We start from the raw sequence: 25,877 nt of genomic DNA on the forward strand, positions 1-25,877 counted from the left end.
ATGCGAGCTGGGGATCGCGGCGCAAGGCGCGCGCCAGGATAGTCGCGCCTTCAGTCGAAGTTGCGGACCTTGGCCGAGCCGCCCAGGCTGATGGCAGGCTTCGCCGGCGCGCCCGCGAGGCTGACCTTCTTCTGGCCCGGCATGGTCTTGGCGCGCAGCTCGGGTGCAGCGACCGGTGCCGGCTTGGACGGCTTCAGATGCGCCTGGCCGTGAATGACCGAGCCGATCTCGCCGGCAACGCGAATCAGGTCGTCCCGGTCGCAGGAGCGGGCGACCTTCAAGCCGAGCTTGTGCATGTGGCTCTTGCCGTAAAGGTAGGTGGCGAGCTGAGCGCGCTTGAGGGGCTCGATCTGCTCGAGGATCAGCGGCAGGTCGAAATCGTCGGCACGGTACACGGAGCCCAGGACTTCGAGGCTCACGGGACAATCGACTTCGGGCTCGGCGCCGCTCGTCGGGTGCGATTGTGTCATGGTTGCCTCTCGGGGATCGGTGGATCGGGGTCGTCGGATGCAACGGGGCCGGGGTCGGTTTCAACCCCTATTCGGACCGTGAGGTTCGCCACTGCCCCCACGGGTGGCGCGGCCGGCGCGATGGGGACCGGCTCGCCCGTGGGCTTCCAAGCGGTGAGGCATCCGGTGCAGACAGATCCGATCACCGCTCGGGCATGAGCCTGCCGGCGTAGCCACAAAGCTTCCCGGGCTGCGCGTGCGGCCTCGGCGTCCGCGATGGGACGGATGCGGAGGAAGAGCGGCTCCTGCGCCATCGTGGGGGCCGGAACCAGCATGAGCAGTCCGAGCACGGCCAGGATGAGGCGACCCAGCCTGTACGACCGTGTCGATGCCGGCGCAGCAAGACTGGCCATGCGTCCCTCTCGGCCGAACCCAGCGCGAAACGTCGCCCCGTAAGGTAAACCAGTGCTTAACGAAGCCGCGGCTCAGGCGCGGCCGCAACGGGTATGTCGCGGCCGGAACTTCGGCCGCCGGCGTCGGTAGAACCAGGGGCGGACCGAACGAAGGACTGCCCCATGCCTCAGATGTTCGATTGGATCTTCGTCGCCATGATGATCCCCGTCCCGGCCTATCTGGTCTGGGACTGTATGCAGCACCGGTAGGTTGCGGATCCCCGTCATGACCCTTGGCTGCTCGCCGGTTTTGATCGCAAAACCGGCGGCCGTTGTTTCGAACCTGCTCAGGCTGACGGAGCCGCGCGCGCTAACGGCGCCGAAGATTCGACCGTCTCGCCGCTCTCCGTCTCACGGGCGGTCCGGCGCCGATCCTGCGCGTGGCCGAGCCAGAGGCTGTTCAGGAGCCACGCAGCGGAGAGCGGGATCGCCGCCCCGGCGATGCCGGTGCTGCCCAAGCCCAGCCCCTGAATCCCCGTGAAGGACCACGCCCCGATCTGGTCGCCCAGGCGATAGACCACCGTGTCGATGAAGCTCTTCGCCTTGTAGCGGTCCTCCCGCGGAACGACCGTGAACAGCACCTCCCGGATCGGCCGGGCGATGGCGTAGTTTCCCGCCCGCCGAAGCACCTGAAACGCGACGATGACGCCGATCGTCGGCCAGATCGCGAGCGCCGCGAAGCCGAGGATGCTGAAGGCCGGCAGGATGGCAAGCGTCAGGGCCACGCCGAGCCGGTTCACGATCCGGCCGGTGAGAAACAGCTGCACGCCGAGCGTCAGGACGTTCACCGCGAGATCGACGCTCGCGAAGAAGGCCGTCTGCGCGCCGCGATCCGGGAAGCTGCGCTTCGCGATGCCGGCCTGCTCGAAATACAGGAAGGTCGAGGTCACCGAGAACAGCAGCAGAAACAGCGAGATGTTGAGGAGATAGGGGGACGCGAAGGTTCGGGTCACACCCGCCAGCACGCTGCCGCCGATCGTCCGATCCTGATCGCCCTTCTGGGTCGTGCTGCTGCCTGGCACCTCGTGGAGTTGGCTCGATAGAGCGGCCAAGCCGCGCATGCAGAACACGGCGACTTCGAGGAGCGCCACGGCGCAGAGCATCAGGCCCCAGGTCGGGACATTCTTGGCGAGGACCGCCGTGGTGGCCGAACCCGCGATGGCGCCGAGCGTCGCCCCCGCCGCGATGAAGCCGAACAGGCGCCGACCCTGCTCGTTCGAGAACACGTCGACGATGGTTGCCCAGAAGATCGAGACGACGAAGAGATTGAAGATCGACAGCCAGACGAAGAAAACGCGGCCGATCCAGATATTCCATTCCGGCGGGGCGAGGTACAGGACCAGCGCGAAGGCCAGGATGTTGGCTGCGAAGAACCGGTAGGTGATCGGCACGAACCGCGCCCGCGGCATCTGCTTCACCAGATAGGCAAAGGGCAGGTTCAAGCAGAGCATGCCCACCAGGGTCGCGGTGAACAGCCAGGGCAGGTTCTCGATGCCGCCCGCCACGCCCATCTGGTCGCGGATCGGGCGCAGCACGTAGTAGGCGGCCAGGATCGAGAAGATATAGGCCCAGGCCCAGCCGAGCGCCCGGCCTTCGCCGGGCTTCACGTCGATCAGGCGCGCGAGCGGACCGCGGTGTAGATCCGGATCAGGCATGAGCGCGCCCCGCCTGGACGATGGCTTTGTACCCGCATCGGTTCACTGAGTGAGCCCGAGCTTCTCACGCAGTTCCGGTGCGGTGACGTCGTGGCCGAAGCCGGGCGACCCCATTGCGAACTTGTCGGCATCCTTGAGCGGACCGACCACGACCGGATCGAAGCCGGCATCGCGAACTAGACTCGCAGCGACCTTCAGGGCGTCCGGATCGTCCCCTGCGATCGGGATCGCCATGCGGCCGCCGGCGCGGCCCTTGCCGCCATCGGCGCCCTCCTTGGCGAAGACCTTATAGTTGGCCGCGTTGAACGCGCGCACCAGCTTCGCGCCGGGAAAATACTTGGCCGAGGTCGCCCCGATGCCGCCGGCCTGGACTTCGTCGTACAGCGCCCCGTCCCGCTTCTGCGTGGCATTGCCGGCGTCGAGCACGAACTTGCCGTTGAGCGCCGGACCGATCTCCTTCGCGAGATCCGGATAGGCCTTGTACGGAACGGCGATGAACACGGCGTCGCCGAACTTGATTGCCTCCTCCGGGGTGCCGGCCTTCGCCTTCGGACCCAGCTCCGACACCAGGGGGGCGAGCGTTTCCGGATGGCGTGAGGCGAACATCACCTCATGGCCATCCTTGACCCAGAGGCTCCCGATCGTGCCGCCGATATTGCCGGCCCCGATCACGCCGATCCGGATTTTCTTGGTCCCGTCCTGCGCGAGGGCCGGAACCGCAGCCGATAAGGATAGTCCGGCCGCGAGGGCGAGCGCCGTCCGGCGCGTGAAACGATCAGACCGCATCGATGAAAGCCTCCATCTGCTTGCGCTGGGCCGCATCGGGGAGTTTCCCGCGGGCGGCGGCGAGGTTGTCCTCGACATAGGCGGCCTTCGCCATGCCGGGGATCGGACAGGTCACGGCCGGGTTGCCGAGCACGTATTTGAGGAAGACCTGCGGCCAGCTCGTGCAGCCGAGATCCTTCGCGACGGGCGGCAGCTCCTTGCCCTGGACCGCCTTGAACAGGCGGTCGCGGCCGAAGGGCACGTTGGTCATCACCGCCATGCCCCGCTCGGCAGCCAACGGGATCACCCGCTCGGCGGCGGCGCGGTTGTCGATGGCGTAATTCACCTGGATAAAATCGAGGGACTCGCGTTTCATCACGGCTTCGAGGGCGTCGAGCTGGTTGTCGCGCCAGACCGTGACGCCGACGTAGCGGATCCGCTTGGCGGCCTTCAGGTCGCGCAGCACGCCAAGATTCTCGGTTACGTCGATCAGATTATGGACCGCGACGAGGTCCAGCGTCTCGACCTTCAGCCGCTTCAGCGATCGCTCGAACTCCTTGAGGGTCTCGTCTCGGCCGGTCGTGTCGACCTTGCTGGCGAGGAAGATCTTCTGGCGCAGGCCGGTCTCCGCCAAGATCGCGCCGAGCACCTCCTCGGCCGTGCCGTAGCTCGGCGCGGTGTCGATCACCGTCCCGCCAAGGGACACGAAAGTCTGCACCGCCTCTTTCAGGGGAGCGATCCTGTCGGGGGTCGGCTCCACCTCATACCGGCGGGAGGTGCCGATCCCGATCGCCGGCAGTATCTCGCCGCTCGACGGGATGGGCCGGCGGATCAGTGGCTCAGCCGCGAAGGCCGCGCGGCGGGCGAGCGGCGCAAGGGCCGCGGCGGCGATGACGGCGCGGCGGGAAACGGGCATGGCCGAGTTCCGGAGAGTTCTGGACGCTGATCCGAGATAGGGCGCTGCGTCCGATTTTGTATTCCTTATTCTCACGCTTGCGCGATCGGATGTCCGGGGTCAGCCAGCGCAGGGTATGCGCCCGGCTAATCTTCCTCGGGCGGGTCCTCGAATTCGGCGCCCTCGGTATCGGGCGCGATGCGGAACCGATACTCGTCGATGGCCAGAAAGGCGCGGTGGGCGACCTGCGGATCGATACCGTCACGCACGACGAGCGTCTGGAAATCGATGAACAGCCGGGCGATGCGCGCCTCTTCCGAGAGCCCGGCCAGCGCGGATGAACTGGCGCCCGCGCGCATGACGTAGCGCTTCGACACCCCGGCCTCGTCGGGGGCTGGCAGGATGACAACCTGCCCGGCCGTCTCAGGCTTGAGCTCGGACCAACGGGCGGGCGTCCAAGCGATGATGGCTTCGGTCTGCTTCATCGGGAACTCCGGCAGGGAGATGTCGGCCTACCGGCCCTGCCGCCGCGCGTCGAGATGACGATCCAAGATCGTCAGCGTGCCCGGGCCGTCAGCGTGCGCGCAGAACCTGTCCGCGGATCTCACCCTTCGGATTCGCCGCCGTGTGGATGTTGAAATAGACGCGGCCGGCTTCGAGATCCGCAGCCTTGGCATCGTCCAGGGTCGCCTCGCCGGTGAACGGGCTGGCCGCCACGGTCGCCGGCACGAGGACCCCGGCATTTTCTCCCGGTTTGGCTGGCCCGTGGAAATGGGCTGCCGTCACCGGGCCGGTGAGGTTGCTGTAGCTCCCGTTCCAGCTGAGGCGTTTGGTGACCGGATCGAACGTCGCAGAGAGCTCGCCAGTCCCCTTCGACGGGGTGGGTGGCACCTCGCCGGCTGCGTTCAGGGTCGCCCGGTAGGTGGCCCCCTCCCCGTCTGCCTGGGCGGCAGGCGCCGCCGCTAAGGCCAACACAACAGCGAGATATCGGCAGGCGTGACGCGTCATCGAACGCTCCAAGTGTTGAGTCGGGTCTAGGCGAACCCGATCCACATCCTAGCGCGACGTGTCGACCGGCACAGTGCCTGACCGCTTGCGGGGCGGGACGGTGGTCCCGTTTGGTCTCACGTCCGCAGCGCGAAGCATCGCCCTCCACGCCCATGCGATTTGCCCGCGCGGGACCGTTGACACCATACGCCGGCGCTCCCTATACCGCCCTCGTCGACCGTGCGCAGCGCGGTTTCGGCTCGTGGCGGGGTAGCTCAGTTGGTTAGAGCAGAGGAATCATAATCCTTGTGTCGGCGGTTCAAATCCGTCCCTCGCTACCATCAAGTTCAACATCTTAGGCCGAATACGTGATGCGACCGGTGAGCTGAACAGCCATTGGCTCGCCGGATCAGGATCGGTCGATCGTTCGATCACTCTTTCCAAACATATTGGTTCGGCGCAGGTGGGCTCGCAGCCTCAGACGCGCGTGTCGAGGCCAGTACATCGCCGATTTGTGCGAGTCTGCAGCGCGAAAGCGCATTTCCCGCAACTTCCCTCGAGCTGCCGCAATGCGACTGTGCTGGTACTGAGGGCCGGAACTTCGTTCAACAGCCGGTCCCCACGATCAGGCAGGAATGGGTGCTCGACCCAGAGCATCGCCCACCCAGCGACGCAGAACGTCCGCGATACGCCCCATCACGCGAGCGAGTGGCGAGCGCCACAGACCATGTCCGTCATCGCATAGCGGATCGTTCACCACGGGGTCGCCATCGAGACCCATCAGGACATTGCCGATGTTCGGATCGAGTCCCTGCGGCGACACACTCCGTAGGGTCGCAACGTAGGTCTCGTATCCCGGCCAAGCGGCCCTGAACCTCTCTCGGATGCCGTCATAGCTGGCGTGATCAATTCTGGGTTCGTGCGCCGGCCATTCCGCCTTGAACCGATCGCGAACCCCTTCATCCATCGCGCTGCCCGGGTGGTCCGCGATGACGGCATGGGCGTAGGCCAGCCACCAGACATCCCGCGCGGGCTCGCTCAGGCGCGAGCCCACCGTCATCAACGCACCGCAGCGGCTGATGTGCATGTCATGGACGCGCGGTGCATGCGGTCCGTTCGAGCCCGCAAACCCCTTGCGGAGCAGCGCTGCGTAATCACCGAACCCGTCGGCCTTGCGTGCGAAGCGCACGACAACGTCCGGATGATCCGGATGTGCATGAACCGACCCGTGATACCCGAAACCGATTTCGGACCACCCCATGGCGATCAGCGTGGCATGGGCCTGCGCAGCAGAACGTTCGATGATGCCCAGCGCCGACAGCGAGGGACTGTCCGTCGATTCCTGAGTCTTGAACCCGAACATCGCAGCCACTCCTTCCTGCCGCTCAACGCTCCGACGCGACGCTTCCCCGGCAGCCGCACAGAAGCGGCGTCGAGGAGGAGCCGGACGGGCGGGTCCGGCGTGGGTCCAGGTGACCCTGTCGATGTCGGGAGTAGCGTGACGCGCGTGTCACTCCACTGTCATGGAATGACCGGTGTGCTCGGAAAGTTCAATCCCTACCGGATCGTAAATCTGCAGCCGAAGATCCGGCGCCAGTCCTCCCGGTCCTGCGCCGCGCCTGGACCATCTCGGTCAGCAGCCTCCGGGCCAGGATTGCGTCCGTTTCGCAAAGGCCGACCTCGGCCTCCGGTCGAACGTGCCATCCCGCATGAGCCGCTCCCACCTCGACGTCGTCGAGGATCAGGTAATGGGGTATCCGATTTCGGATCGCGTGCTCGGCGATCTCGTCGCCGCGCCCGGCTTGCTCGGCTGGCCGCATGCCCCCCGTCTCCGGGTCTCGGCTCGTCGGCAGGATGGCGGTCCGCCAGTCGGGGTGAAAACACCGCTCGGGCAGGCCGGCTTCGACCAGGGTAGGACGGCAATCGTCGACACGCCAGGTCGACGAGACAACCACTTTGGTGTCGAAATCCCGCACGAGGGCGGCGACGCGGGCCACCTGCGATGGATCGAGTCTGTCCTTGCCGGCTTGCCGCTGATAGCCGACCGTCGTCACGACACCGTCGATGTCGAGGTAGATCGTCAGTGGTCCAACCCCGCTGTGCTCACTCAAGGGGCTGTTCCCGTTCCGCGCGGCCAATCAGATGCCGTCGTGAAGCGCCTACAACGCGCTCCCGGGATGGTCCAGCATCAGGGGCGCATCCGATTTCTGGCGATCGGAAACTAGATCACGAGCCGCGCTTCGATCAGATCGATCTCTCGGACGAGGCGACGCAGGAGCACGTCATCGATGATCTGCGAGCGTCGCAAGCGGTAGAGCGCCTGGCGCTCGGCCTCGATGCCAGCCAGGCGCAAACGTTTCTCGGTGTTTGCAAGCTGCCGGGCGCGGCTGAGGACCTTCCGCCGCTCCGAGGTCGGCGCCTCGACACCCTCGTATCGGTCCATGGCCCGGGCGCCAGCCTCGACGGCGATCGATGCATCCTCCTGTTCTTCCACGAGGCGATGCTGCAGCGCCTCGATGGCCTTCACGGCATCGTCGCGCGCAGCGGCGCGGGCCGCATCCTCCTCGGCATCGTGGCTGGGCTCGGGCGGGAGACGAAGCCCGCGGAGCAGCGGCGGCAGGACGGTGCTCGCCAGGACGAGGGACGTCAGGATCACGCCCATCGCCAGCAGGATCGCGAGATCCCGGGCGGGGAACGGGGTGCCATCCCTGAGGGTCAGCGGCAGCGTGAGGATGCCCGCCAGGGTGATGGCCCCCTTTACGCCCGCCAAGGTCGTGGCGGCCACGAGGCGCCAGGTCGGTCCTTCGCGCTTCTCGCCACGCCGGCGCGCCTTCGCGAGCATGAACTGGAGAGAGATCCAGACCCAAACGAACCGGATCGCCATAAGGCCCGCGGTGATGATCAGGATCCAGGCGACGAGCCGGCCCGCCCCCTGCACGTCGGCTTGCTTCACGGCATGGCCGAACACCTCCGGCAACTGCTCGCCCAGCAGGACGAAGATCGCGCCGTTGGCCGCGAGCGCGACGGTGTCCCATACGGCGGTCCGGCGGACACGGGTGGTGCCAAGGCTGCGTCCTTGAATCTCGACATACGTCATGGCGATGCCCGCGGCGACGGCGGCCAGAATGCCGGAGGCATGCACGTGCTCGGCCGCGAGATAGGCACCGAACGGCGTGAGCAGGCTGAACAGGATCTGCAGGCCCGGATCCTCGCCCGTGCGCCGCCGCAGGAGATCCTGAGCCCCCATCAGCACGAAGGTCGTCAGGGCACCGACGCTGACGCCTCCGAGAGCCAGCCAGACGAAGGTGGTCGCGGCCTCTGGGAGTGAGAAGGTCCCGGTGAGCGCCGCGGCGATGGCAAAGCGCAGGCAGACGAGGCCGGTGGCGTCGTTCAGGAGCGCCTCGCCCTCGAGGATGTGCATCAGCCGACGCGGGACAGGTGCCTGCGCCGTGACCGATGAGACGGCGATCGGATCGGTCGGAGACAGGACTGCTGCCAGCGCGAACGCAACGGCCAGCGGGATACCGGGGATCATGCCGTGGATGAGAGTCCCGATGCCGAGCACCGTCAGCACGACGAGACCAAGTGCCAGCGCCAGCACGGCCTTGCCGTCCCGGAACAGGTCGCGTTTCGGGATGCGCCATCCGTCGAGGAACAGGAGCGGTGGCAGGAAGACGAGGAAGAAGATTTCCGGATCCAGCGACGTGCTGGGCAGCGGCCCGAGGGCAAGCGCCACGCCGATGACGATCTGAATCAAGGGGAGCGGCAGAGGCAGCAGGCGACCGAGGGCACCACTCACCAGAACGGACAGCAGTAAGGCCAGAACGACGGTTACGCTTTCCATCTCTCTCTTTCGCTTGGGCCGTATCAAAAAAGCGGGGCCCAACGGCACCGCGCCGCACGCCTCGATGCGCCAGCGGGGCGACCTATGCCAGCCGCCGAGGCTCGACGCGGGGTGTCCATCGCCGGGGCGCTGCTCGCAAGCCACCACAGATGCTGCGACGCCTGGCAAGCTGTATCGGTTCTCAGGAGCGGTGGCGCATTCCATCGGTTCTTACCCGAGACGATGGCGCCACCCGCGAGGCCGCTGAGCCGAAGAGGCTCAAGCAGGACGCGGCTGATCAAACATCGGCTGCGGCGTCGCACCGGCGGTATCCAGCACGGCGATCATCCGGGCCAAGACGACCTGCCGGCCGCCCGGGCTGGCCGCACGTCGATGGGCGCCGTCCGAGACGCGCACCATCCAGGCCGAGGCGCGCGTCTCGGCTCCGGTATCCCATCCGCGACGCTTGGCTTCGATGATGCATTGCGGCGTCACCGGACCGCTGTCGGCTTGGACCTCCATGACCTACGATCAACTGCATCGCATCGTCGTTCGGCCAAGCCCTGTTCATCGTCCTGCCCCGGCGGCTGACCCGCGAAAGGGGCGAGCGTGAGCGACGCGATCGATTGGGCGGAACGCCGCCGGATCGCCGAGCAGGCGCGTGGCGAGCGGCCCTGGTCGCTCTGGGGGCCGTATCTCAGCGAGCGGCAATGGGGCACCGTGCGCGAGGATTACAGCTGCGACGGCAATGCGTGGCGCTCGCTGACCCACGAGGATGCCCGCTCGCGCGCCTACCGATGGGGCGAGGATGGGCTTGCCGGGATCTGCGACGAGCGCGGCCTGCTCTGTCTCGCCCTCGGCCTTTGGAACGGTCGCGACCGCATCCTGAAAGAGCGCCTGTTCGGCCTGACCAACGAGCAGGGCAACCACGGCGAGGACGTCAAGGAGCACTACCACTACCTCGACGCGGTTCCGAGCCACGCCTACCTCAAGTTCCTCTACCGCTATCCGCAGGCCGCCTACCCGTACGAAGATCTCGTGCGCGAGGGCCTGCAACGCAGTCGCGAGGTCCCGGAATACGAGATCGATGACACGGGGATCTTCGAAGGCAATCGCTTCTTCGACGTAACTGTCGAATACGCGAAGGCGGATGTCGACGACATCCACGTCGTCGTTTCCGCGACGAACCGCGGCTTGGAGGCCGCCGATCTCCACCTCGTCCCGCAGCTCTGGTTCCGCAACACATGGTCGTGGCGGGAGAATGGCCCGCGCCCGCGTCTGGAGCGCCATCCCGAGGGCGGCATCGCCTGCGAGCATCCCCGCCTCGGCCGCTATCGGCTGGCTTTCGAGGGGCAACCGGAGGTGCTGTTCTGCGAGAACGACACGAACTTGCAGCGCCACGCCGGACGGCCCGACGCCGAAGGACCGTTCAAGGACGGTCTCCACACGGCGATCGTGGACGGTGATGCCTCCGCGATCCGGCACGATACCGGCACCAAGCTCGGCCTCCACTACGCGAACCGCTTGGAGCCGGGGGAAACGACGCGAATCCGCCTGCGGCTCTCGGCGGGCACGCGGACGCGCCCGCTCGATCTCGACGGCGGCGTGCGCGACCTGCGCGTCGCCGAGGCCGATGCCTTCTACACCGACCTTCAGGATGGGATCGCTGATCCCGATGCTCGCACGATCTTCCGGCAGGCCGCCGCGGGGCTAATCTGGTCGAAACAGCTCTACGCCTACGACGTGCAGGTCTGGCTCAAGGGCGATCCGCTGCAGCCGGTGCCGCCCCGGGAGCGCGACGGGGGCCGCAATGCCCATTGGCGGCACTTCGCGGCCTCCGACGTGCTCTCGATGCCGGACAAGTGGGAATATCCGTGGTTCGCGGCGTGGGATCTCGCCTTCCACTGCCTGCCGCTGGCATTGCTCGATCCGGACTTCGCCAAGAAGCAGCTCCTGCTCCTGACGCGCGAATGGTACATGCACCCCAACGGCCAGCTCCCGGCCTACGAATGGGAGTTTTCCGACACCAACCCGCCGGTCCATGCCTGGGCGACCTACCGGGTGTTCGAGATCGACCGCAGCCGCCGCGGCGGGCGCGGTGATCTCGCCTTCCTTGAAGGCGTCTTTCACAAGCTGCTGATCAACTTCACATGGTGGGTGAACCGCAAGGATGCGGGGGGCCGCAACGTCTTCCAGGGCGGCTTCCTCGGCCTCGACAATGTAGGCGTGTTCGACCGGTCCCGGCCGCCGCCGGGCTTCGGCATGGTGCATCAGGCCGACGGCACCGCCTGGATGGCGCTGTATGCCCTCAACATGATGCGGATCGCCCTCGAACTCGCGCTCCACAACGACGTGTACGAGAGCACCGCCTCGAAATTCTTCGAGCACTTCCTCCTGATCGCCGAAGCCATGACCGACATGGGCGGCGAGGGTTTCGGGCTCTGGGACGAGGACGACGAATTCTACTACGACGAGGTCGATATTCCCGGCGCCGGGCTGCTGCCGTTGCGGGTCCGCTCCATGGTCGGTCTGGTGCCGCTCTTCGCCGTCGAGGTGATCGAGCCCTCCGTGCTTCAGCGCCTGCCGGATTTCGCCCGACGTCTGAACTGGCTGCTGGAGAACCGCCCGCACCTCGCCCGCCTCGTGTCGCGCTGGGACGAAGGCGGGGTCAAAGACCGCAAGCTGCTGTCGCTGCTGCGCGGTCATCGAATGAAGGCGCTGCTCCGGCGGATGCTCGACGAGGCGGAGTTCCTCTCGCCGTTCGGCATTCGCTCACTGTCGAAGGCACATCGCGACCAGCCCTATGCCCTGAACGAGTTCGGCGCCTCCTTCTCGGTCCGCTACGATCCGGCGGACTCCACATCGAACATGTTCGGCGGCAACTCCAACTGGCGTGGGCCGGTGTGGATGCCGATGAACTACCTGATCATCGAGGCCTTGCGGCGCTTCTACACCTATTACGGCGACGACTTCCTGGTGGAATTTCCAACCGGCTCGGGGGAGATGCGTACGCTCGCCGCGATCGCGGACGCGCTCCAGGATCGGCTGATCGCCCTCTTCACCAAGGACGAGGCTGGCGGCCGGCCGTACCTCGGCAAAAGGGTCTCGATCCCGCCCACCCCAGAGGCTGAGGAGGCTCTCCTGTTCCACGAATTCTTCGACGGCGACACCGGTCGGGGACTCGGCGCCTCTCATCAGACAGGTTGGACGGCTTTGATCCTCAACCTTCTGCACAATCGGGCGAAGGTGCATCCATAGGCACGGTGTCGATCTGGAGATCGCCAAGATCAACCGGGCATCCCATCGTCCGAGTCTGTTGGCGATGGGGCCTGCCACCTTGCAAACGAGCTGGGCGCCGCGTTTGGGCCAACGCCCGTCCAAACGGTTCACCCCCGGTGTTTATGCCGGCCGATGTACCTCCGGGTATCGAAGCACGCACGGCTGCTTATTGCTGCAAGCGTTGTACGATTGACCGCCAAGCGCGCCGTTGCCCCTTCTGGCATGCCACCTGCACAATGGACGCCATCCAAGCGGTTGGAGACGCTCGATGAGGCGACGCGATGTACTTGCTGGCGTCACCGCCTCCCTTATCGCCGCGCCGAGCCTCGCGCGTGCGCAGATCGCCACGACCCTCAAGTTCGTCCCCTACGCCGACCTCGCCCTGCTCGATCCGCTGGTCAGCGCCTTCGTCACCCGCAACCACGTGATGATGGTGTTCGACACCCTTTATGCCCTCGATGCCGCCGGTGTGCCCCGGCCGCAGATGGTCGGGGGCGAGAGCGTCGAAGACGGTGGCCGGCGCGTGCGCCTGACCCTACGCGACGGGTTGAGGTTCCACGATGGCAACCCGGTTCTGGGACGGGACGTCGTCGCCAGCCTCAAGCGATGGGCGAGCACGGATCCCTTCGGCCAGGCGCTGATGGCGGCCGCCGACGAACTCTCGGCGCCCTCTGACACGGTGGTCGAGTTCCGCCTCAAGCGTGCATTCCCGCTCCTGCCGAACGCCCTGGCCAAACCAACGAACCTCATGGCGGCCATCATGCCGGAGCGGCTGGCCGCGACACCGCCCACCACCCGGCTGACCGAGATGGTCGGCTCGGGCCCGTTTCGCTTCGTCGCCGACGAGCGCGTGTCGGGCGCGCGCAATGTGTACCGCCGCTTCGAGGGCTATGTACCCCGGACCGACGGACCGCCGAGTTTTTGCGCCGGCCCCCGCATCGCCCATTTCGACCGCGTCGAGTGGCTGACCAACCCGGACCCGGGCACGCAGGTCGCCGCCCTCCAAGCCGGCGAGGTCGATTGGGTCGAGCAACCGCTCATGGATCTCGTGCCGAGCCTGCGCACGAACAGGGCGATCAAGTTGCAGGTCGTGGAGGATAAGGGCCTGATCGGCGTCCTGCGCTTTAACTTCCTCTATCCACCCTTCGACAACCCGGCGATCCGCCGCGCCGTACTCCGCGCCGTCAATCAGGCCGAGTTCATGCAGGCTGTCGCGGGTGACAACGCCGCCGTGGATACCCGGGTCGGGGTGTTCGGACCCGCTGGCCTGCCCATGGCCAACGACGCCGGCATGGAGGACCTGAACGGGACGCACGATCTCGCTCAACTCAAGCGCGACATCGCCGCGGCTGGCTACAAGGGCGAACGGGTCGTGTTCCTGTCGGCGACGGACGTCCCACGCATCAACGCGATCTGCAGCGTCGGCGTCGCGATGATGCGACAGCTCGGCCTGAACGTCGACGAGGTCGCCACCGATTGGGGGACCGTGGTGCAGCGCGCCACGCGCCAGCAGCCGATCGACGCGGGCGGCTGGAATGTGTTCGGCTCGTTCTGGGGCGGCTATGACATGCTAAACCCGGCGGGCCACCTGCTGCTGCGCGGTACCGGGCTGAAGGGCTGGAACGGCTGGCCGACCGATGTGCAGCTGGAGCAGCAGCGTCAAGCCTGGATCGACACGGCAGACCAAGCCCAGCGGCTCGACATCGCGCGGCAGATGCAGATCCAGGCTTTCGAGGACGTCCCGTTCCTGCCTTTGGGGTCCTATCTTCAGCCCACGGCCTACCGGGCCGACCTCGACGGGATGCAGGTTGGCCTGCCGCTGTTCACCAATATCCGGCGGATTTAATTCGCATATCACCGCGGTGGAACAAGCATTTTCGTTGAGCCAGCCTGAGCCGGCACGTCACCGGCCGGGTTTGTTGTCCGAAGCTTAATGTGGAGACCGGCGCGAAAATTGCCCTCAGTTACGCACCCGCTGCCGTGCCGAATGGGCGCGGACGCGATGTCCGCTCCCGAACCGCCCGGAAGCGCGGCTCCCTGTGTGGCTGGAGGACCGTCATGTCGCACAAGTCCTGGCTGATCCTGTCGACGATCCTCTTCCTCGGTTCTCACCCCGCCGGGGCCGAAGAACTTACCGGTACGCTGAAGAAGGTGAAGGACAATGGCGAGATCGCCATCGGCTATCGGGATGCGTCGATACCGTTTTCTTATCTCGACGGCGATCAGAAGCCGATCGGGTTCGCGATGGACATCTGTTACGCGATTACGGACGCGGTCAAAACCGAACTCAAGCTTCCGAAGCTGGCGGTCAAGCTGGTTCCCGTGACTGCCTCCACGCGGATCCCGCTGATGGCCAACGGTACGATCGACCTCGAGTGCGGCTCGACCACCAATAACGCGGATCGGCAGAAGCAAGTCTGGTTCACGAACACCCACTTCCTCACCGCAACGCGGTTCGCCTCGAAGAAATCGGCGCAGATCGACAAGATCGACGATCTCAAAGGCAAGACCGTCGTGTCGATCCCAGGTTCGACCAACATCGTACAGACCCTCGAAATCAACACTGCGAGAAACCTCGGGATGACGGTTCTGCAGGCCAAGGACCATGGCGAGGCGTGGTTGATGGTGGAGAACGGCCGCGCCGCGGCCTACGTCATGGACGACGTCCTGCTCGCCTCGTTGATCGCGTCCTCGAAGGAGCCGGGTGCCTATCGGATCTCGTCGGACGCCCTCTCCCGTCCGGAGCCCTACGGGATCATGGTGCGCAAGGACGATCCGGCGTTCAAGAAGGTTGCGGATGCCGCCACCGCCAAGCTGTACGCCAGCCCGGACGGCAAGGTGCTCTACGACAAGTGGTTCACCAAGCCGATCCCGCCGCGCGGGATCAATCTCAACTTCCCGATGAACGCGTCCATGAGCAAGACCATGATGCATCCGAGCGATAGCCCGGACCCAGCGATGTACTGAAGAGCCGGACAAGACAAAGCGCTGCCGTGCGCGCGAGCCAGTGGTGCCACCGTCAGGGGGCCATCCAACCGATCACCTGGGGTCATCGGTGCCGACCATCGGTGCGGGACAATGCGGGGTAGGTCGCGTTGTCCCCGCCCTTGCCGGTCCGATGGCGGCAGCCTGGCCGTTTCGGGAGCGTCCCGCCGGACCAAGCGTACGTGGAACGGCATAGCTCGGGAATCAGGACTGGCATGGGCCGTGCAATCACCCGGGGCGATCAATTGACCGAGACCTGCTGTGAGCCCTGAACCCCCTGCCTCCGCTACCGAGCCGCTCGGTCTCGGGCTTTTCCTATTGGGCCTGCTCGCCGCTGCGTTCTTCGGCTTCATCGGGCTCTGCGCCTTCGCGCCGGCCTGGTGCGCCGCGCCTCTCGTCCCGGGTGGCAGCGTCAACGCGGCTTTCGTCCTGGGGCTTGGCGTGATCGGCCTCGGGGTCGTGCTCACCGGTCTCTACGTCGTGGTCGCGAACCGTGCCGAGGCGCGGGTCTTCCGCGCACGCTCCTGACCCGGGACGCGCGGCATGAACCTCGTGGCGATCGGCCTCTTCCTCGTCTTCGTAGCGCTCACCCTCTGGATCACTTGGTGGGCCGCGCGGCGCACCCACTCGGCGCAGGATTTCTACGCCGCGGGCGGACGCATCACCGGGTTTCAGAACGGCCTTGCCATCGCGGGCGACTTCATGTCGGCCGGCGCTTTCCTGGGTCTGACAGGCCTCGTCGTCGCCAACGGCTTCGACGGCCTGATCTACGCGGTGGGCTACACCACCGGCATGCCGATCGTGGTGTTCCTGCTGGCTGAGAAGCTGCGGCGGCTTGGACGCTTCACTTTCACCGACGTGGTCTGCACCCGCCTCGCCGAGCGTCCGATTCGTGTGTTCGCGGCCTGCGCCTCCCTCGTCGTGGTGGCGTTCTATCTCATCGCCCAGATGGTCGGCGCCGGTCAGCTGATCCAGCTGCTGTTCGGCCTCGACTATCTCTACGCCGAGTTCGTCGTCGGCGTGCTGATGGTCTGCTACGTCATGTTCGGCGGCATGGTGGCGACGACCTGGGTTCAGATCGTCAAGGCAGTGCTTCTTCTGATTGCCGGCTTCACCATCGCCGGCCTGCTGCTCGCCCGCTTCGGCTTCGACCTCAATGCCCTTTTGGCGCGGGCGGCGACCGTTCATCCGAAAGGCGCGGCGATCCTCGCGCCGCAGTTTCCGGCCAAGGATCCGCTCTCGGCCTTCTCCCTGGGTCTCGCGCTGATGCTGGGCACGGCGGGTCTGCCGCACATCCTGATGCGGTTCTTCACCGTGCCGGATGCCCGCGCCGCGCGCCTTTCGGTGTTCTGGGCGGCGACCTTCATGAACGCCTTCTTCGCCCTGATCTTCCTGCTCGGCTTCGGTGCCGTGGCGCTGACGGCCGGCAATCCCGCCTATGTCGACGCGGCCGGGATGCTGCGGGGCGGCGGCAACATGGCGGCGATTCATCTCAGCCACGCCGTGGGAGGGGACGCCATGATGGGCTTCGTCTCGGCTGTGGCCTTCGCCACCATCCTGGCCGTCGTGGCCGGGCTGACGCTCGCCGGAGCCAGCGCGGTCAGCCACGATCTGTACGCCAGCGTGTTCCGGCGTGGGCGCGTCGACGAGCGCCGGGAGGTCCAGGTCTCGCGCATCGCAACCTTGGTCCTGGGCCTCGTGGCGATCGGCCTGGGCATCGCCTTCAAGGGCCAGAACGTCGCCTACATGGTCAGCCTCGCCTTCGCGGTCGCCTGCTCGTCGACCTTCCCGGTTCTGATCCTGGCGCTGTACTGGCGCGGCCTGACCACGCTCGGCGCCGTCGCCGGCGGCACAGCCGGCTTGGTGAGCGCGCTGGTCCTCACGGTGCTCGGACCGGCGGTTTGGGTGAAGGTCCTGGGGCACGCTGCCCCGCTCTTTCCGCTCGATCCGCCGGCCCTTGTGACCTTGCCGCTCGCCTTCGTGACCTGCTGGCTGGTCTCGCGCCTCGACCGCAGCCATCAGGGCGCCACCGATCGCGCGCGTTTCGAAACCGTGCCGGCCGAATAGGTTTTAGGGACTCGACGATGTTCAAGCTGATCAGCGCGACCCCGAGCCCCTACGCCCGAAAGGTACGAATCGCCCTCGCCGAGAAGGGACTGCCGTTCGAATTGCTGACCGAGGTGCCGTGGGATTCCACGACCAGCCTGCCGCTCCACAATCCGCTGGAGAAGCTACCTGTGCTGCTGCTGCCCGATGGCGGCAGCGTCTACGAATCGAGCTACATCCTGCAATACCTCGACCTCATGCACCCCGAGACGCCGATGCTGCCTGACGATGTTGCTGGCTCGCTCGCGGCGCGCAAGCTCGAGGTTTTGTGCGACGGTATCTGCGACGCCTTGGTGCTCACCTTCTTCGAGCGCCAGCGCGGCGAGCACGCGAGTGCCCCCTGGTTGGCGCGCCAACGCCGCAAGATCGAGGGCGGCCTGGCCGAGATCGCGCGCCTTGTCGGCGACCGCGAATGGGCGGTGGGTGACCGCTTCGGCCTCGGCGACATCGCGGCCGGCACAGTGGTCGGCTATCTGTCGGTTCGCTTTGCCGAATTGCCCTGGCGGGATCTCTACCCGAACCTTGTTGCGCTCAGCGATCGCCTAGAGCAGCGGCCCTCGTTCCGGAACTCGGTGCCCTATGCTCAGACCATCACCGACCGTGTGATGTAGGCCGGCCCGTTGCTCGCGCCCCCTATCGCGAGCGGGCCAAAAGGCGCTTCCCCCTCCCAAGGGGGCGGCGATCTGGCTGGCGCCAAGCTGGCGACCGATTGCCTTTGCGATGTCCCGATAGGGCACGCTTTCCTCGGCCGCAGCATGGCCGGCCTCTCCGCGCGCTCCGCGTTCCAGGGCGGAACGGTAGATGTGCGCTGCAATCGATACCGTGGAGCGAGGGCTACAGGGTCGCGCAGTCACCCACCGAACCGGAAAAGCCGTTCGCGCATGATACAGCGGCTCAGGGTCGGATTTCGATTTGATAACATAAGATAGTGTCCATTCGATCGTTACCGCGCCGCGTGTCAAAGCCGATGTATGTTCCGGAAAGAATGGGCAGCGTGGCGGTCGGGGAGGTGGTCGCCCTCGCCGAACAGCTTCCGCCGAAGTGATCCGGGCGCGTAGGCAGTCTTGTAGAGGTCGCGATCCTGAAGCTCGGGGATCACGAGGTCGATGAAGTCGGAAAAGCTCTCCGGCACGACGATCGGGCTGAGGTTGAACCCGTCCACTTCGCCTTCTTCAACCCAAGATTGCAACTCATCGGCGACGGACACGGCGTCGCCGGTCAGTACAGCGTAGCGCCCGCCAAGGCCGAGTTCCCCCAGGAGATCGCGCTTGGTCAGACCGCGTTTGGCAGCCGCCGCCGTCGCCGACTGGATCGCGTTGCCGGGTGCATAGGGGATCGGCTCGTCGAGGCCGTAGCGGGCGAAGTCGATGCCGGTGGAGTCCGAGAAATGCGCGAGCCCGGCCTCGGCGCTGGCGTGGCGCATGTACTCGGCGCGCTTATCCTCGGCCTCCGCCCGGGTGCGGCCGGGGATGACGGCGATGCCAATGAACACCTTCACGTCCTGCGGGTCGCGCCCGGCCGCGGCGGCCTCCGTGCGGATTGCACGCACGGCGTCGCGGGCGGATGGCTTGTCCCGGGCCGAGATGAACACGCATTCGGCGTGTCGACCCGCGAAGGTGCGGCCGCGGCCGGAGGCGCCCGCCTGGTAGAGAACCGGCGTCCGTTGGGGCGAAGGCTCGCAGAGATGGGTGCCCTCGACCGCCAGGAATTCGCCGCGATGGGAGACCGGCCGGATCTTCGTCGGATCGCTGAAGACGCGCGCCGCGCGGTCCCGGCGCGCCGCGTCATCGTCCCAGCTTCCTTCCCAGAGCTTGTAGAGCACCTCCAGATACTCGTCGGCGTAATCGTAGCGGCGATCATGGACCGGCAGCGCTTCGCCCCGGCCGCGATGGGCGCTTTCGAGATAGACCGTGACGATGTTCCAGCCGACCCGGCCGCCGGTGAGGTGGTCGAGCGTCGAGAACCGCCGGGCGAAGGTGTAGGGCGCCTCCGCGAAGACGTTGACGGTGACGCCGAAGCCCAGATGCTCCGTTACCGCCGCCATGGCCGGGACGATCAGCGTCGGGTCGTTCACCGGCAATTGCACGGCCTCCCGCGCGGTCACGTCGATGCCGCCGCCGTAGATGTCGTACACGCCAAGGATATCGGCGATGAACATCCCGTCGAACAGGCCGCGCTCAAGAAGCTTTGCTTGATCGGTCCAGTAGCGCAGCGTGTTGTAGGCGCTAGATTGGTCGCGCGGGTGGGTCTACAGGCCGTGGTTGATGTGGCCGACGCAGTTCATGTTGAACGCGTTGAGACGGATCTCCTTGCGGGGGGCCGTCATCGCGCCCGGAGCCTGCGCACTACGCTGTCGCCAGCGACCTGCACAAGACACACGAGGACGATCAGCATCGCGATCACCACGGACATCACTGTCGTGTCGAAGCGCTGGTAGCCGTAGCGGATGGCGACGTCGCCGAGTCCGCCCGCACCGACCGCGCCGGCCACCGCCGAGGCGCCGATCATCGACACGACCGTAATGGTGAAGCCACCGACGATCCCCGGCAGGGCCTCGGGCAGAAGCACGTGGAGCAGGATGTGGCGACGACGGCAGCAGATGGATTGCGCCGCCTCGATCAGCCCGGGATCAACCTCCCGCAGCGAGACCTCGGCGATCCGCGCGAAGAACGACGTCGCGCTCACGGCGAGCGGGACGATTGCGGCCCAGACCCCGATGGTGGTGCCGACAACGAACCGGGTGAATGGGATCAGCGCCACGAGCAGCACGATGAAGGGCACGGCGCGGAAACCGTTCACCACCATGCCGACAAGGCGGTTCGCCCGCGGCACCGAAAAGATCCCGCCGGGCTCGGAGGTGACGAGGAACAGCGCGAGGGGAATGCCGACGAGCACGGCGATCCCGGCGGAGACTCCGACCATGAACAGCGTGTCGAACGCCGCCTGCCAAAGGCGGTCAATCATCTGCGGCGACATAGCCGATCCCTGCGACGGTTTCCCTGATGGCCCGGAGGCGGGCCTCTGCCTCCGGGCCGGCGGCGATCAGCAGGTGGCCGATCGCATGCCCCTGGATCCGCTCGATGCCGGCCTGCAGCAATTGCACCGGTCCGCCCGTGGCCGCGACGAGGGCCGACAGGTCGGGCGGCGTCCGCCCGGAATAGGTGATCCGCAACACAGCCTTCCTGCCGGGTGTCGGGTGGGGCGTGAGCCGCCCCGCCAGATCCTCCGGCAGGTCGCGGGTCAGGGGGGCGAGCAGCGCCCGCGTCGCCGGGTGCTCCGGCGTGCCGAAGACCCGCCAGACCGGCCCGGACTCGGCGATCCGGCCCGCCTCCAGCACCACGACGTCGGTGCAGATCTCGCGTATCACGCTCATCTCGTGGGTGATGAGGATGATGGTTAGACCGAGCCGCCGGTTGATGTCGCGCAGCAGGCTCAGGATCGACAGGGTGGTTTCGGGGTCCAGGGCCGAGGTCGCCTCGTCGCAGAGCAGGATCTCGGGGTCGCTCACCAGGGCGCGGGCGATGCCGATGCGCTGCTTCTGCCCACCCGTCAGGCGGGACGGATAGGTCTCCGCCTTGCCCGCCAGGCCGACGAGGCGCAGCGCCTCCTCCACCCGGCGGGCGATTTCCGCCTTGCCGACCCCCGCCACCGTGAGCGGCAGGGCCACGTTCTGGCGGACGGTCTTGGCCGACAGCAGGTTGAAGTGCTGGAAGATCATACCGATGCGGCGCCGCAGGGCCACGAGCCCGTCGGTGCCCAAAGCGGCAATCGGTTCGCCATCGACCAGCATACGGCCCGACGTCGGCTGCTCCAGCCGGTTGACCGTGCGCAGCAGGGTCGATTTCCCGGCGCCGGAGCGGCCGATGATGCCGAAGATCGCGCCGGACGAAACGTCGAGGCTGACGTCGTCGAGCGCGAAGACCTCGCCGGACGCGGAGCGGAACGTCTTCGAAACATTCTCGAACCGAACGGTTCCGCGTGCGCCTGCATCCACCCGGGTGAGCGGGATCGCATCGGGAGCCGCCACCCTCGGTGTGGCCGCGCGTGCCGTCCCGAGACTGTCCAGGGCCAGAACCGCCATGGTCATTTCCGCCATGCGAGCAGGTAGAGCTTGTCGCTGCCGGCGAAGGCGGTGTGGATCTGCTGCTTCACGGCCTCGGAGTTCTGGAATAGCGCCACGAATTTCTTGATGGTCGGATCGTCCTTGCGCGATGCCTTGGTGACGAAGCTCACCGCAAACAGCTTGTCCTCGATTCCGGAATAGATCAGCCCGCTTGTCGGATCGAAGGTGCCGGCGGCGACGATGAAATGCGGGTAGCCTTGCGCGAGATCGACATCACCGGTGATCCGCACCAGCTGCGGTCCCTCGACCTCGGTGAATGTCAGCCTCTTCAGGTTCTCGGTGATGTCATCGACGGTGCCGAGGAAGCCGACGCCGTCCTTGAGCTTGATCAGGTTGGCTTTCTGGAGGAGCAAAAGGGCGCGGCCCTGGTTCACCGGATCGTTGGCGATGGCGACCTTCCCGCCTGCTGGAATCTGATCCAGGCTCTTATGCTTGAGGGAAAACAGCCCGATATTCTGTAGAATGCCGAGCCCGACGATGTCGAACCGGTAGCCCTTCTGCTTCGCGGTGTTCTCCATGAAGGGCCGATGCTGGAAGAAGTTCAGGTCGATATCGCCGGCATCGAGGGCGACGTTCGGCGTTGTCCAGTCGCTGAACTCGATCACCTTCAGCTCGATGCCCTGCGCCTTGGCTTCCGGGGCGGCCGCGTTGAGCGCATCGCTGTAGGCGCCCGGCACGGTTCCGATCCTCAGGGTCTCGGCCTGTGCCGCTATTGTGCCCAGGCAGAACAAGGCGAGGGCGACGGTCTTCAGAAAGCGCATCGGTCGTGGACTCCGGTCTGCCGGCTCAGGTGAGACCCGGCAAGTTGTCGAGGTTTCGAGCTCTGTGCGGGAGCTGCGCTGGTCAGGACGGGCGGACAGGCAGGACCGAGCCGCGGTAGCGGGTGCGGATGAACGCTGCGACCTCGGCCGAGGTCAGCAGCGTGCCGAGGCGCAGCACGCGGGCATCCTTCACCAGGCCCTCGGTCGTGACGAGGACGTTCGCATACGGGTTGCCCTCGGCGCGTTCGAGCGCGAGCGCATCCCGCGCGGGCTCCAGCCCCGCTTCCAACGCGTAATTGCCGTTGATCACCGCGAGGGCGACGTCATCGAGGGAGCGCGGTAATTGCGGCGGCGCGATCTCGACGAAGCGAAGGTTTTTCGGATTCGCGATGATGTCATCCAGGGTTGCGAGCGCACCCGCGTCCTTCGCGCGCAGCCGGATCAACCCGTTGGCCTGCAACAGCAACAGCCCGCGATTGGTGTTCGAGACGGTGTTCGACAGGGAGACGACACCGCCTGCCGGCAAGGCATCGAGCGCTTTGACGCGACGGCTGTACAACCCGAGCGGTTCGATATGCACCGCCGCGACGACGGCGAAGCGTACCCCCATGGCGGCCTCCTCCGTGCGGAGGAAGGGCACGTGCTGGAAGTAGTTGGCGTCGGCGTCGCCATCCCGCAGCAGGGCGTTCGGGCGAAGATCGCCCGAGATCTCAATGATCTTCAGAGAGAGGTCGGCGGCGAGCTTGCCCGCGACAAAGTCGAGGATTTCTACGTGTGGAACGGCCGACGCTACGACCCGCAGCGGCCCCGCTGCTGCACGGGTCGGTCCGAGGGTCATGGCTAGGGCGCCGGACAGGAAAACACGACGGGTCGCTGCAGGCACGGTACGCACTTTTCAAAGTCATCTTGTAGATGAACGTTCTTCTTCATGTCCCAAAACACAACAAACCGTGCAAGAGTAGCAACTATCGAATTTCGACCCGTTTGAGGAGCGTTGTTTCGGAGTTCTGCGGTCCGAGACTATCGATGTTCTCCCCGCTCGCCGTCGTCATGGATTTCGGCCATTCGACATGAGTCGGTTCCGGGCTGCGGGCAGGTCGGAGCCGTCTGTCGCCGTCCGCTTCGACGCCTGCCAAGCTGGAGACGGGAAGATCGGTTTTCCGCCAGCTTGGGCGCGGCTGCCGACGACACCCGACCGTTGAAGGGTGACGGCCTTGGCGGGGATTTGCGGCCTGATCGGTGGGACGCCGTTCGTAGCCTCCCCGAGAAAGCCGCGCCCCCCCCATCGGGGTCCGGATGATCCAACGAAAAGGTCTTCCATATATTTCGGTTCATGCAGAAGGACGATGCAAATTGAGCCTTTGCGGGAGCAAAATATTTCTTCGCAATCTATCTTCATGCGCATTTGTCGACGGATCGCTCGGCGACAGTTGGGAGGGCGACAACAAGAAAATTCTTCATCCCGAGATGAAGACGCGTTTGAAATTGCCGAGATGGCGTTGGATTGGCGGAATTATCCTTTTGATTTAAATCGTTTTCCAGAAAATACTTTGGGTCTCTTGCGCGTGGCCGATCGACCGGGGGTGATGGGAAAAGCATCTCCGGCGATTGCGATCCGGGCGGCCCGCCACGCCGCAATTTCCTATCCGCGTCGCGACAACACTTGGATCGCGCGGTTGAGGCGCGCGATCTTTTGGACTGGCCCCTGCTTGACTTGACCGCGCGATTCTTTCCTGAGCTCTCCACGATCCGCCATTTCCGCAGGGCGACGCTTCTCAAGGTATCGTTGATGTCCGCAACCCGCAGACTCGTCCTGGCCGCCGGCCTCGCCCTGGCGATCCTGCCGGGATCGTTCGGGCAGATGGCCCACGCCGAGGATCCGACGGAGATCCGCCTCGATTGGGCGACCTACAATCCGGTCGGCCTTCTGCTGAAGGAGAAGGGCTTTCTGGAGGAAGCGCTGGCGCCGAAGGGTATCAAGGTCCGCTGGGTCCAATCGCTCGGATCGAACAAGGCGCTTGAGTACCTGAATGCCGGCGCGATCGATGTCGGCTCGGCGGCGGGCGCCGCCGCCCTCGTGGCGCGGATCAACGGCAATCCAATCCGCGCGGTCTACGCCTTCTCGCGCCCGGAATGGACGGCCCTTGTCACCCGCAAGGACGCCGGCATCGCCAAGCCCGCCGACCTGAAGGGGAAACGCGTCGCGGTAACCCGGGGTACCGATCCGCACATCTTCCTGATCCGCGCGCTCCAGGGTGCAGGCCTGACCGAGAAGGACGCCAAGCTCGTCCTGCTCCAGCATGCGGATGGGCGTACCGCCCTCGACCGCGGGGACGTCGACGCCTGGGCGGGGCTCGACCCGATGATGGCCGCGGCCGAGATCGAGAACGGCGACGTGCTGTTTTACCGCGACGCAGCGGCCAACACCTGGGGCCTGCTCGATGTCCGCGAGGCGTTCGCGCAGGCCCATCCCGATCTCGTTCAGGCGGTCATAGCGGCCTACGAGCGCGCCCGGGCCTACGCGCTGGCCAACCCGCAGGCGCTCAGCGCGTCCCTGGTCGCCGCCACCAAGCTGCCCGAACCGGTGATCGCCCGCCAACTGGAGCGCACCGACCTGTCGCAGCCGACGATCGGACCTGCGCAGGCGGAAGCGATCAAAGCGGCTGGCATTGCCCTTCAGCAGGCCGGGGTGATCCCAGCCGGCACGGATGTCGCCGCCGCGGTCGATGCTCTGCTCGATACGCGCTTCAATAATCCTGTCGCCGGCCGTTGAGGCGGGGATGCCAGTGTTGCGACAGGGTGGCCGCGTCGGCCTCGGGGTCGGTCTCGCGCTCGCGCTTCCGATGGCCCTTGCGGTCGGATGGGAGATCGCGGTCGATACCGGTGCGGCATCCGGGCGCCTCTTGCCGCCGCCGAGCCGGATCGGCGCCACGCTTTTCGAACTCGCCGCGTCGGGCGATCTCCTGTCCCACGTCGAAGCGACGCTGATCCGCGTCGGCCTCGGTTTCCTCGGGGGCGCCGCCGCCGGGATTCTGATGGGTACCGCGGTCGCGATGTTGCCGCTGGTGCGCCGGATCTGCGATCCGAGCCTGCAGGCGCTGCGCGCGGTTCCGTCGCTCGCCTGGGTCCCACTCTTTATCCTCTGGTTCGGTATCTTGGAGACGCCGAAGGTCCTGCTGATCGCCGTCGGGGTCTTCTTTCCCGTCTATGTCGGCGTGTCCGGAGCGATCGCATCGGTCGATCGCAAGCTCGTCGAGGTCGGACGGATCTATCGGTTGTCGCGCCTCGCCATGGCCCGGCGCATCCTGCTGCCCGCAGTGCTGCCGGCGACCCTGGTCGGGCTGCGCACCGGCCTCGGTCTCGGCTTCCTTTTCGTGGTCGCGGCCGAACTCATGGGGGCCTCCGAGGGCCTCGGCTACCTGCTCGTCGATGGCCAGCAACTCGGCAAGCCCGATCAGATCCTCGCCGCGATCATCGCCTTCGCGCTGGCCGGGAAGCTGGCCGATACGCTCTTCGTCGTGCTGACCCGCCCCTTGACGCGCTGGCAGGATACGGCGCGGGAAAGCCTGTAATGGCCGAACGCCAAGGTGGTGGGGT

23 protein-coding genes, 1 tRNA gene and 1 pseudogene are annotated in these 25,877 nt (G+C 66.3%); 10 read left to right on the forward strand and 15 right to left on the reverse strand.

All coding sequences use genetic code 11. The annotated features are described in order from the left end of the window. Positions 1 to 50 precede the first annotated feature (50 nt). The 6 genes from OXS49_RS01135 to OXS49_RS01160 form a co-directional block, all read right to left on the reverse strand. Complete coding sequence (locus OXS49_RS01135; protein WP_243926671.1) at positions 51 to 470, reverse strand: hypothetical protein; 420 nt, start codon at positions 468 to 470, stop codon at positions 51 to 53. A gap of 718 nt (positions 471 to 1,188) precedes the next feature. Further along, the gene (locus OXS49_RS01140) at positions 1,189 to 2,556 is read right to left on the reverse strand and encodes an MFS transporter (RefSeq protein WP_267420989.1); all 1,368 of its coding nucleotides are present in this window, start codon (positions 2,554 to 2,556) and stop codon (positions 1,189 to 1,191) included. Positions 2,557 to 2,598: 42 nt separating this feature from the next. Beyond that, entirely contained in the window at positions 2,599 to 3,342 is a 744-nt protein-coding gene (locus tag OXS49_RS01145) for an NADPH-dependent F420 reductase (RefSeq protein WP_244000102.1), read from the reverse strand. Continuing rightward, entirely contained in the window at positions 3,332 to 4,237 is a 906-nt protein-coding gene (locus OXS49_RS01150) for an aldo/keto reductase (RefSeq protein ID WP_267420992.1), read from the reverse strand. The genes OXS49_RS01145 and OXS49_RS01150 overlap by 11 nt, the downstream gene beginning before the upstream one ends. Positions 4,238 to 4,362: 125 nt before the next feature. Then, entirely contained in the window at positions 4,363 to 4,701 is a 339-nt protein-coding gene (locus tag OXS49_RS01155) for a hypothetical protein (protein ID WP_267420994.1), read from the reverse strand. A gap of 88 nt (positions 4,702 to 4,789) precedes the next feature. Next, positions 4,790 to 5,224: a CHRD domain-containing protein gene (locus OXS49_RS01160; RefSeq protein ID WP_267420996.1), complete on the reverse strand. Its 435-nt coding sequence runs from the start codon at positions 5,222 to 5,224 to the stop codon at positions 4,790 to 4,792. Positions 5,225 to 5,467: 243 nt separating this feature from the next. Here OXS49_RS01160 and OXS49_RS01165 point away from each other — a divergent pair. Further along, positions 5,468 to 5,544 (forward strand) — tRNA-Met (locus OXS49_RS01165). 284 nt (positions 5,545 to 5,828) lie between these two features. On the opposite strand, the gene OXS49_RS01170 is transcribed toward OXS49_RS01165, so the two are convergent. The 4 genes from OXS49_RS01170 to OXS49_RS01185 form a co-directional block, all read right to left on the reverse strand. Continuing rightward, entirely contained in the window at positions 5,829 to 6,566 is a 738-nt protein-coding gene (locus OXS49_RS01170; RefSeq protein ID WP_267420998.1) for a hypothetical protein, read from the reverse strand. Between the two features lie 187 nt (positions 6,567 to 6,753). Then, complete coding sequence (locus OXS49_RS01175) at positions 6,754 to 7,314, reverse strand: HAD domain-containing protein (protein WP_267421000.1); 561 nt, start codon at positions 7,312 to 7,314, stop codon at positions 6,754 to 6,756. Between the two features lie 110 nt (positions 7,315 to 7,424). Then, the gene (locus OXS49_RS01180) at positions 7,425 to 9,047 is read right to left on the reverse strand and encodes a Na+/H+ antiporter (RefSeq protein WP_267421002.1); all 1,623 of its coding nucleotides are present in this window, start codon (positions 9,045 to 9,047) and stop codon (positions 7,425 to 7,427) included. A 258-nt stretch (positions 9,048 to 9,305) separates the two neighbouring features. Then, positions 9,306 to 9,548, reverse strand: coding sequence for a hypothetical protein (locus OXS49_RS01185; protein ID WP_244000117.1), 243 nt, complete (start codon positions 9,546 to 9,548; stop codon positions 9,306 to 9,308). Positions 9,549 to 9,635: 87 nt separating this feature from the next. Here OXS49_RS01185 and OXS49_RS01190 point away from each other — a divergent pair, with 87 nt between their 5' ends. The 6 genes from OXS49_RS01190 to OXS49_RS01215 all read left to right on the forward strand — a co-directional run bounded on the left by OXS49_RS01190 (position 9,636) and on the right by OXS49_RS01215 (position 18,007). After that, on the forward strand, positions 9,636 to 12,284 hold the full coding sequence (locus OXS49_RS01190) for a glucosidase (protein ID WP_267421006.1): 2,649 nt from the start codon (positions 9,636 to 9,638) through the stop codon (positions 12,282 to 12,284). Positions 12,285 to 12,573: 289 nt separating this feature from the next. Continuing rightward, a complete protein-coding gene (locus tag OXS49_RS01195) occupies positions 12,574 to 14,151 on the forward strand; it encodes an ABC transporter substrate-binding protein (RefSeq protein WP_244000121.1) in 1,578 nt (525 codons plus the stop codon). A 212-nt stretch (positions 14,152 to 14,363) separates the two neighbouring features. Continuing rightward, positions 14,364 to 15,272, forward strand: a complete 909-nt coding sequence (locus tag OXS49_RS01200) for an amino acid ABC transporter substrate-binding protein (RefSeq protein ID WP_267421009.1) — start codon at positions 14,364 to 14,366, stop codon at positions 15,270 to 15,272. Positions 15,273 to 15,551: 279 nt separating this feature from the next. Then, complete coding sequence (locus tag OXS49_RS01205) at positions 15,552 to 15,818, forward strand: DUF485 domain-containing protein (RefSeq protein ID WP_267421011.1); 267 nt, start codon at positions 15,552 to 15,554, stop codon at positions 15,816 to 15,818. Positions 15,819 to 15,833: 15 nt separating this feature from the next. Next, complete coding sequence (actP, locus tag OXS49_RS01210) at positions 15,834 to 17,357, forward strand: cation/acetate symporter ActP (protein ID WP_244000126.1); 1,524 nt, start codon at positions 15,834 to 15,836, stop codon at positions 17,355 to 17,357. 17 nt (positions 17,358 to 17,374) lie between these two features. After that, positions 17,375 to 18,007, forward strand: a complete 633-nt coding sequence (locus tag OXS49_RS01215; RefSeq protein ID WP_267421022.1) for a glutathione S-transferase N-terminal domain-containing protein — start codon at positions 17,375 to 17,377, stop codon at positions 18,005 to 18,007. 347 nt (positions 18,008 to 18,354) lie between these two features. On the opposite strand, the pseudogene OXS49_RS01220 reads toward OXS49_RS01215, so the two are convergent. From OXS49_RS01220 to OXS49_RS01240, 5 genes and pseudogenes are all read right to left on the reverse strand, one after another. Beyond that, positions 18,355 to 19,722, reverse strand: a pseudogene (locus OXS49_RS01220) (LLM class flavin-dependent oxidoreductase). Next, a complete protein-coding gene (locus tag OXS49_RS01225) occupies positions 19,719 to 20,372 on the reverse strand; it encodes a methionine ABC transporter permease (protein ID WP_267421024.1) in 654 nt (217 codons plus the stop codon). The pseudogene OXS49_RS01220 and the gene OXS49_RS01225 overlap by 4 nt, the downstream one beginning before the upstream one ends. Beyond that, the gene (locus OXS49_RS01230) at positions 20,353 to 21,477 is read right to left on the reverse strand and encodes an ATP-binding cassette domain-containing protein (protein ID WP_267421027.1); all 1,125 of its coding nucleotides are present in this window, start codon (positions 21,475 to 21,477) and stop codon (positions 20,353 to 20,355) included. The genes OXS49_RS01225 and OXS49_RS01230 overlap by 20 nt, the downstream gene beginning before the upstream one ends. 2 nt (positions 21,478 to 21,479) lie before the next feature. After that, positions 21,480 to 22,280 (reverse strand): MetQ/NlpA family ABC transporter substrate-binding protein, encoded by an 801-nt coding sequence (locus OXS49_RS01235; protein ID WP_267421030.1) that lies wholly within the window; start codon positions 22,278 to 22,280, stop codon positions 21,480 to 21,482. An 82-nt stretch (positions 22,281 to 22,362) separates the two neighbouring features. Then, complete coding sequence (locus tag OXS49_RS01240) at positions 22,363 to 23,118, reverse strand: MetQ/NlpA family ABC transporter substrate-binding protein (protein WP_267421032.1); 756 nt, start codon at positions 23,116 to 23,118, stop codon at positions 22,363 to 22,365. Between the two features lie 508 nt (positions 23,119 to 23,626). Here OXS49_RS01240 and OXS49_RS01245 point away from each other — a divergent pair. From OXS49_RS01245 to OXS49_RS01255, 3 genes are all read left to right on the forward strand, one after another. Beyond that, the gene (locus OXS49_RS01245; protein ID WP_267421034.1) at positions 23,627 to 23,998 is read left to right on the forward strand and encodes a hypothetical protein; all 372 of its coding nucleotides are present in this window, start codon (positions 23,627 to 23,629) and stop codon (positions 23,996 to 23,998) included. 71 nt (positions 23,999 to 24,069) lie between these two features. Beyond that, the gene (locus OXS49_RS01250) at positions 24,070 to 25,053 is read left to right on the forward strand and encodes an aliphatic sulfonate ABC transporter substrate-binding protein (protein WP_267421035.1); all 984 of its coding nucleotides are present in this window, start codon (positions 24,070 to 24,072) and stop codon (positions 25,051 to 25,053) included. A gap of 7 nt (positions 25,054 to 25,060) precedes the next feature. Next, positions 25,061 to 25,852 carry an ABC transporter permease gene (locus OXS49_RS01255; RefSeq protein WP_267421036.1) on the forward strand — a complete coding sequence of 264 codons (792 nt, stop codon included), beginning with the start codon at positions 25,061 to 25,063 and terminating at the stop codon, positions 25,850 to 25,852. Positions 25,853 to 25,877 lie beyond the last annotated feature (25 nt).

Source organism: Methylobacterium sp. GC_Met_2, from assembly GCF_026540795.1.
Classification (GTDB): domain Bacteria; phylum Pseudomonadota; class Alphaproteobacteria; order Rhizobiales; family Beijerinckiaceae; genus Methylobacterium.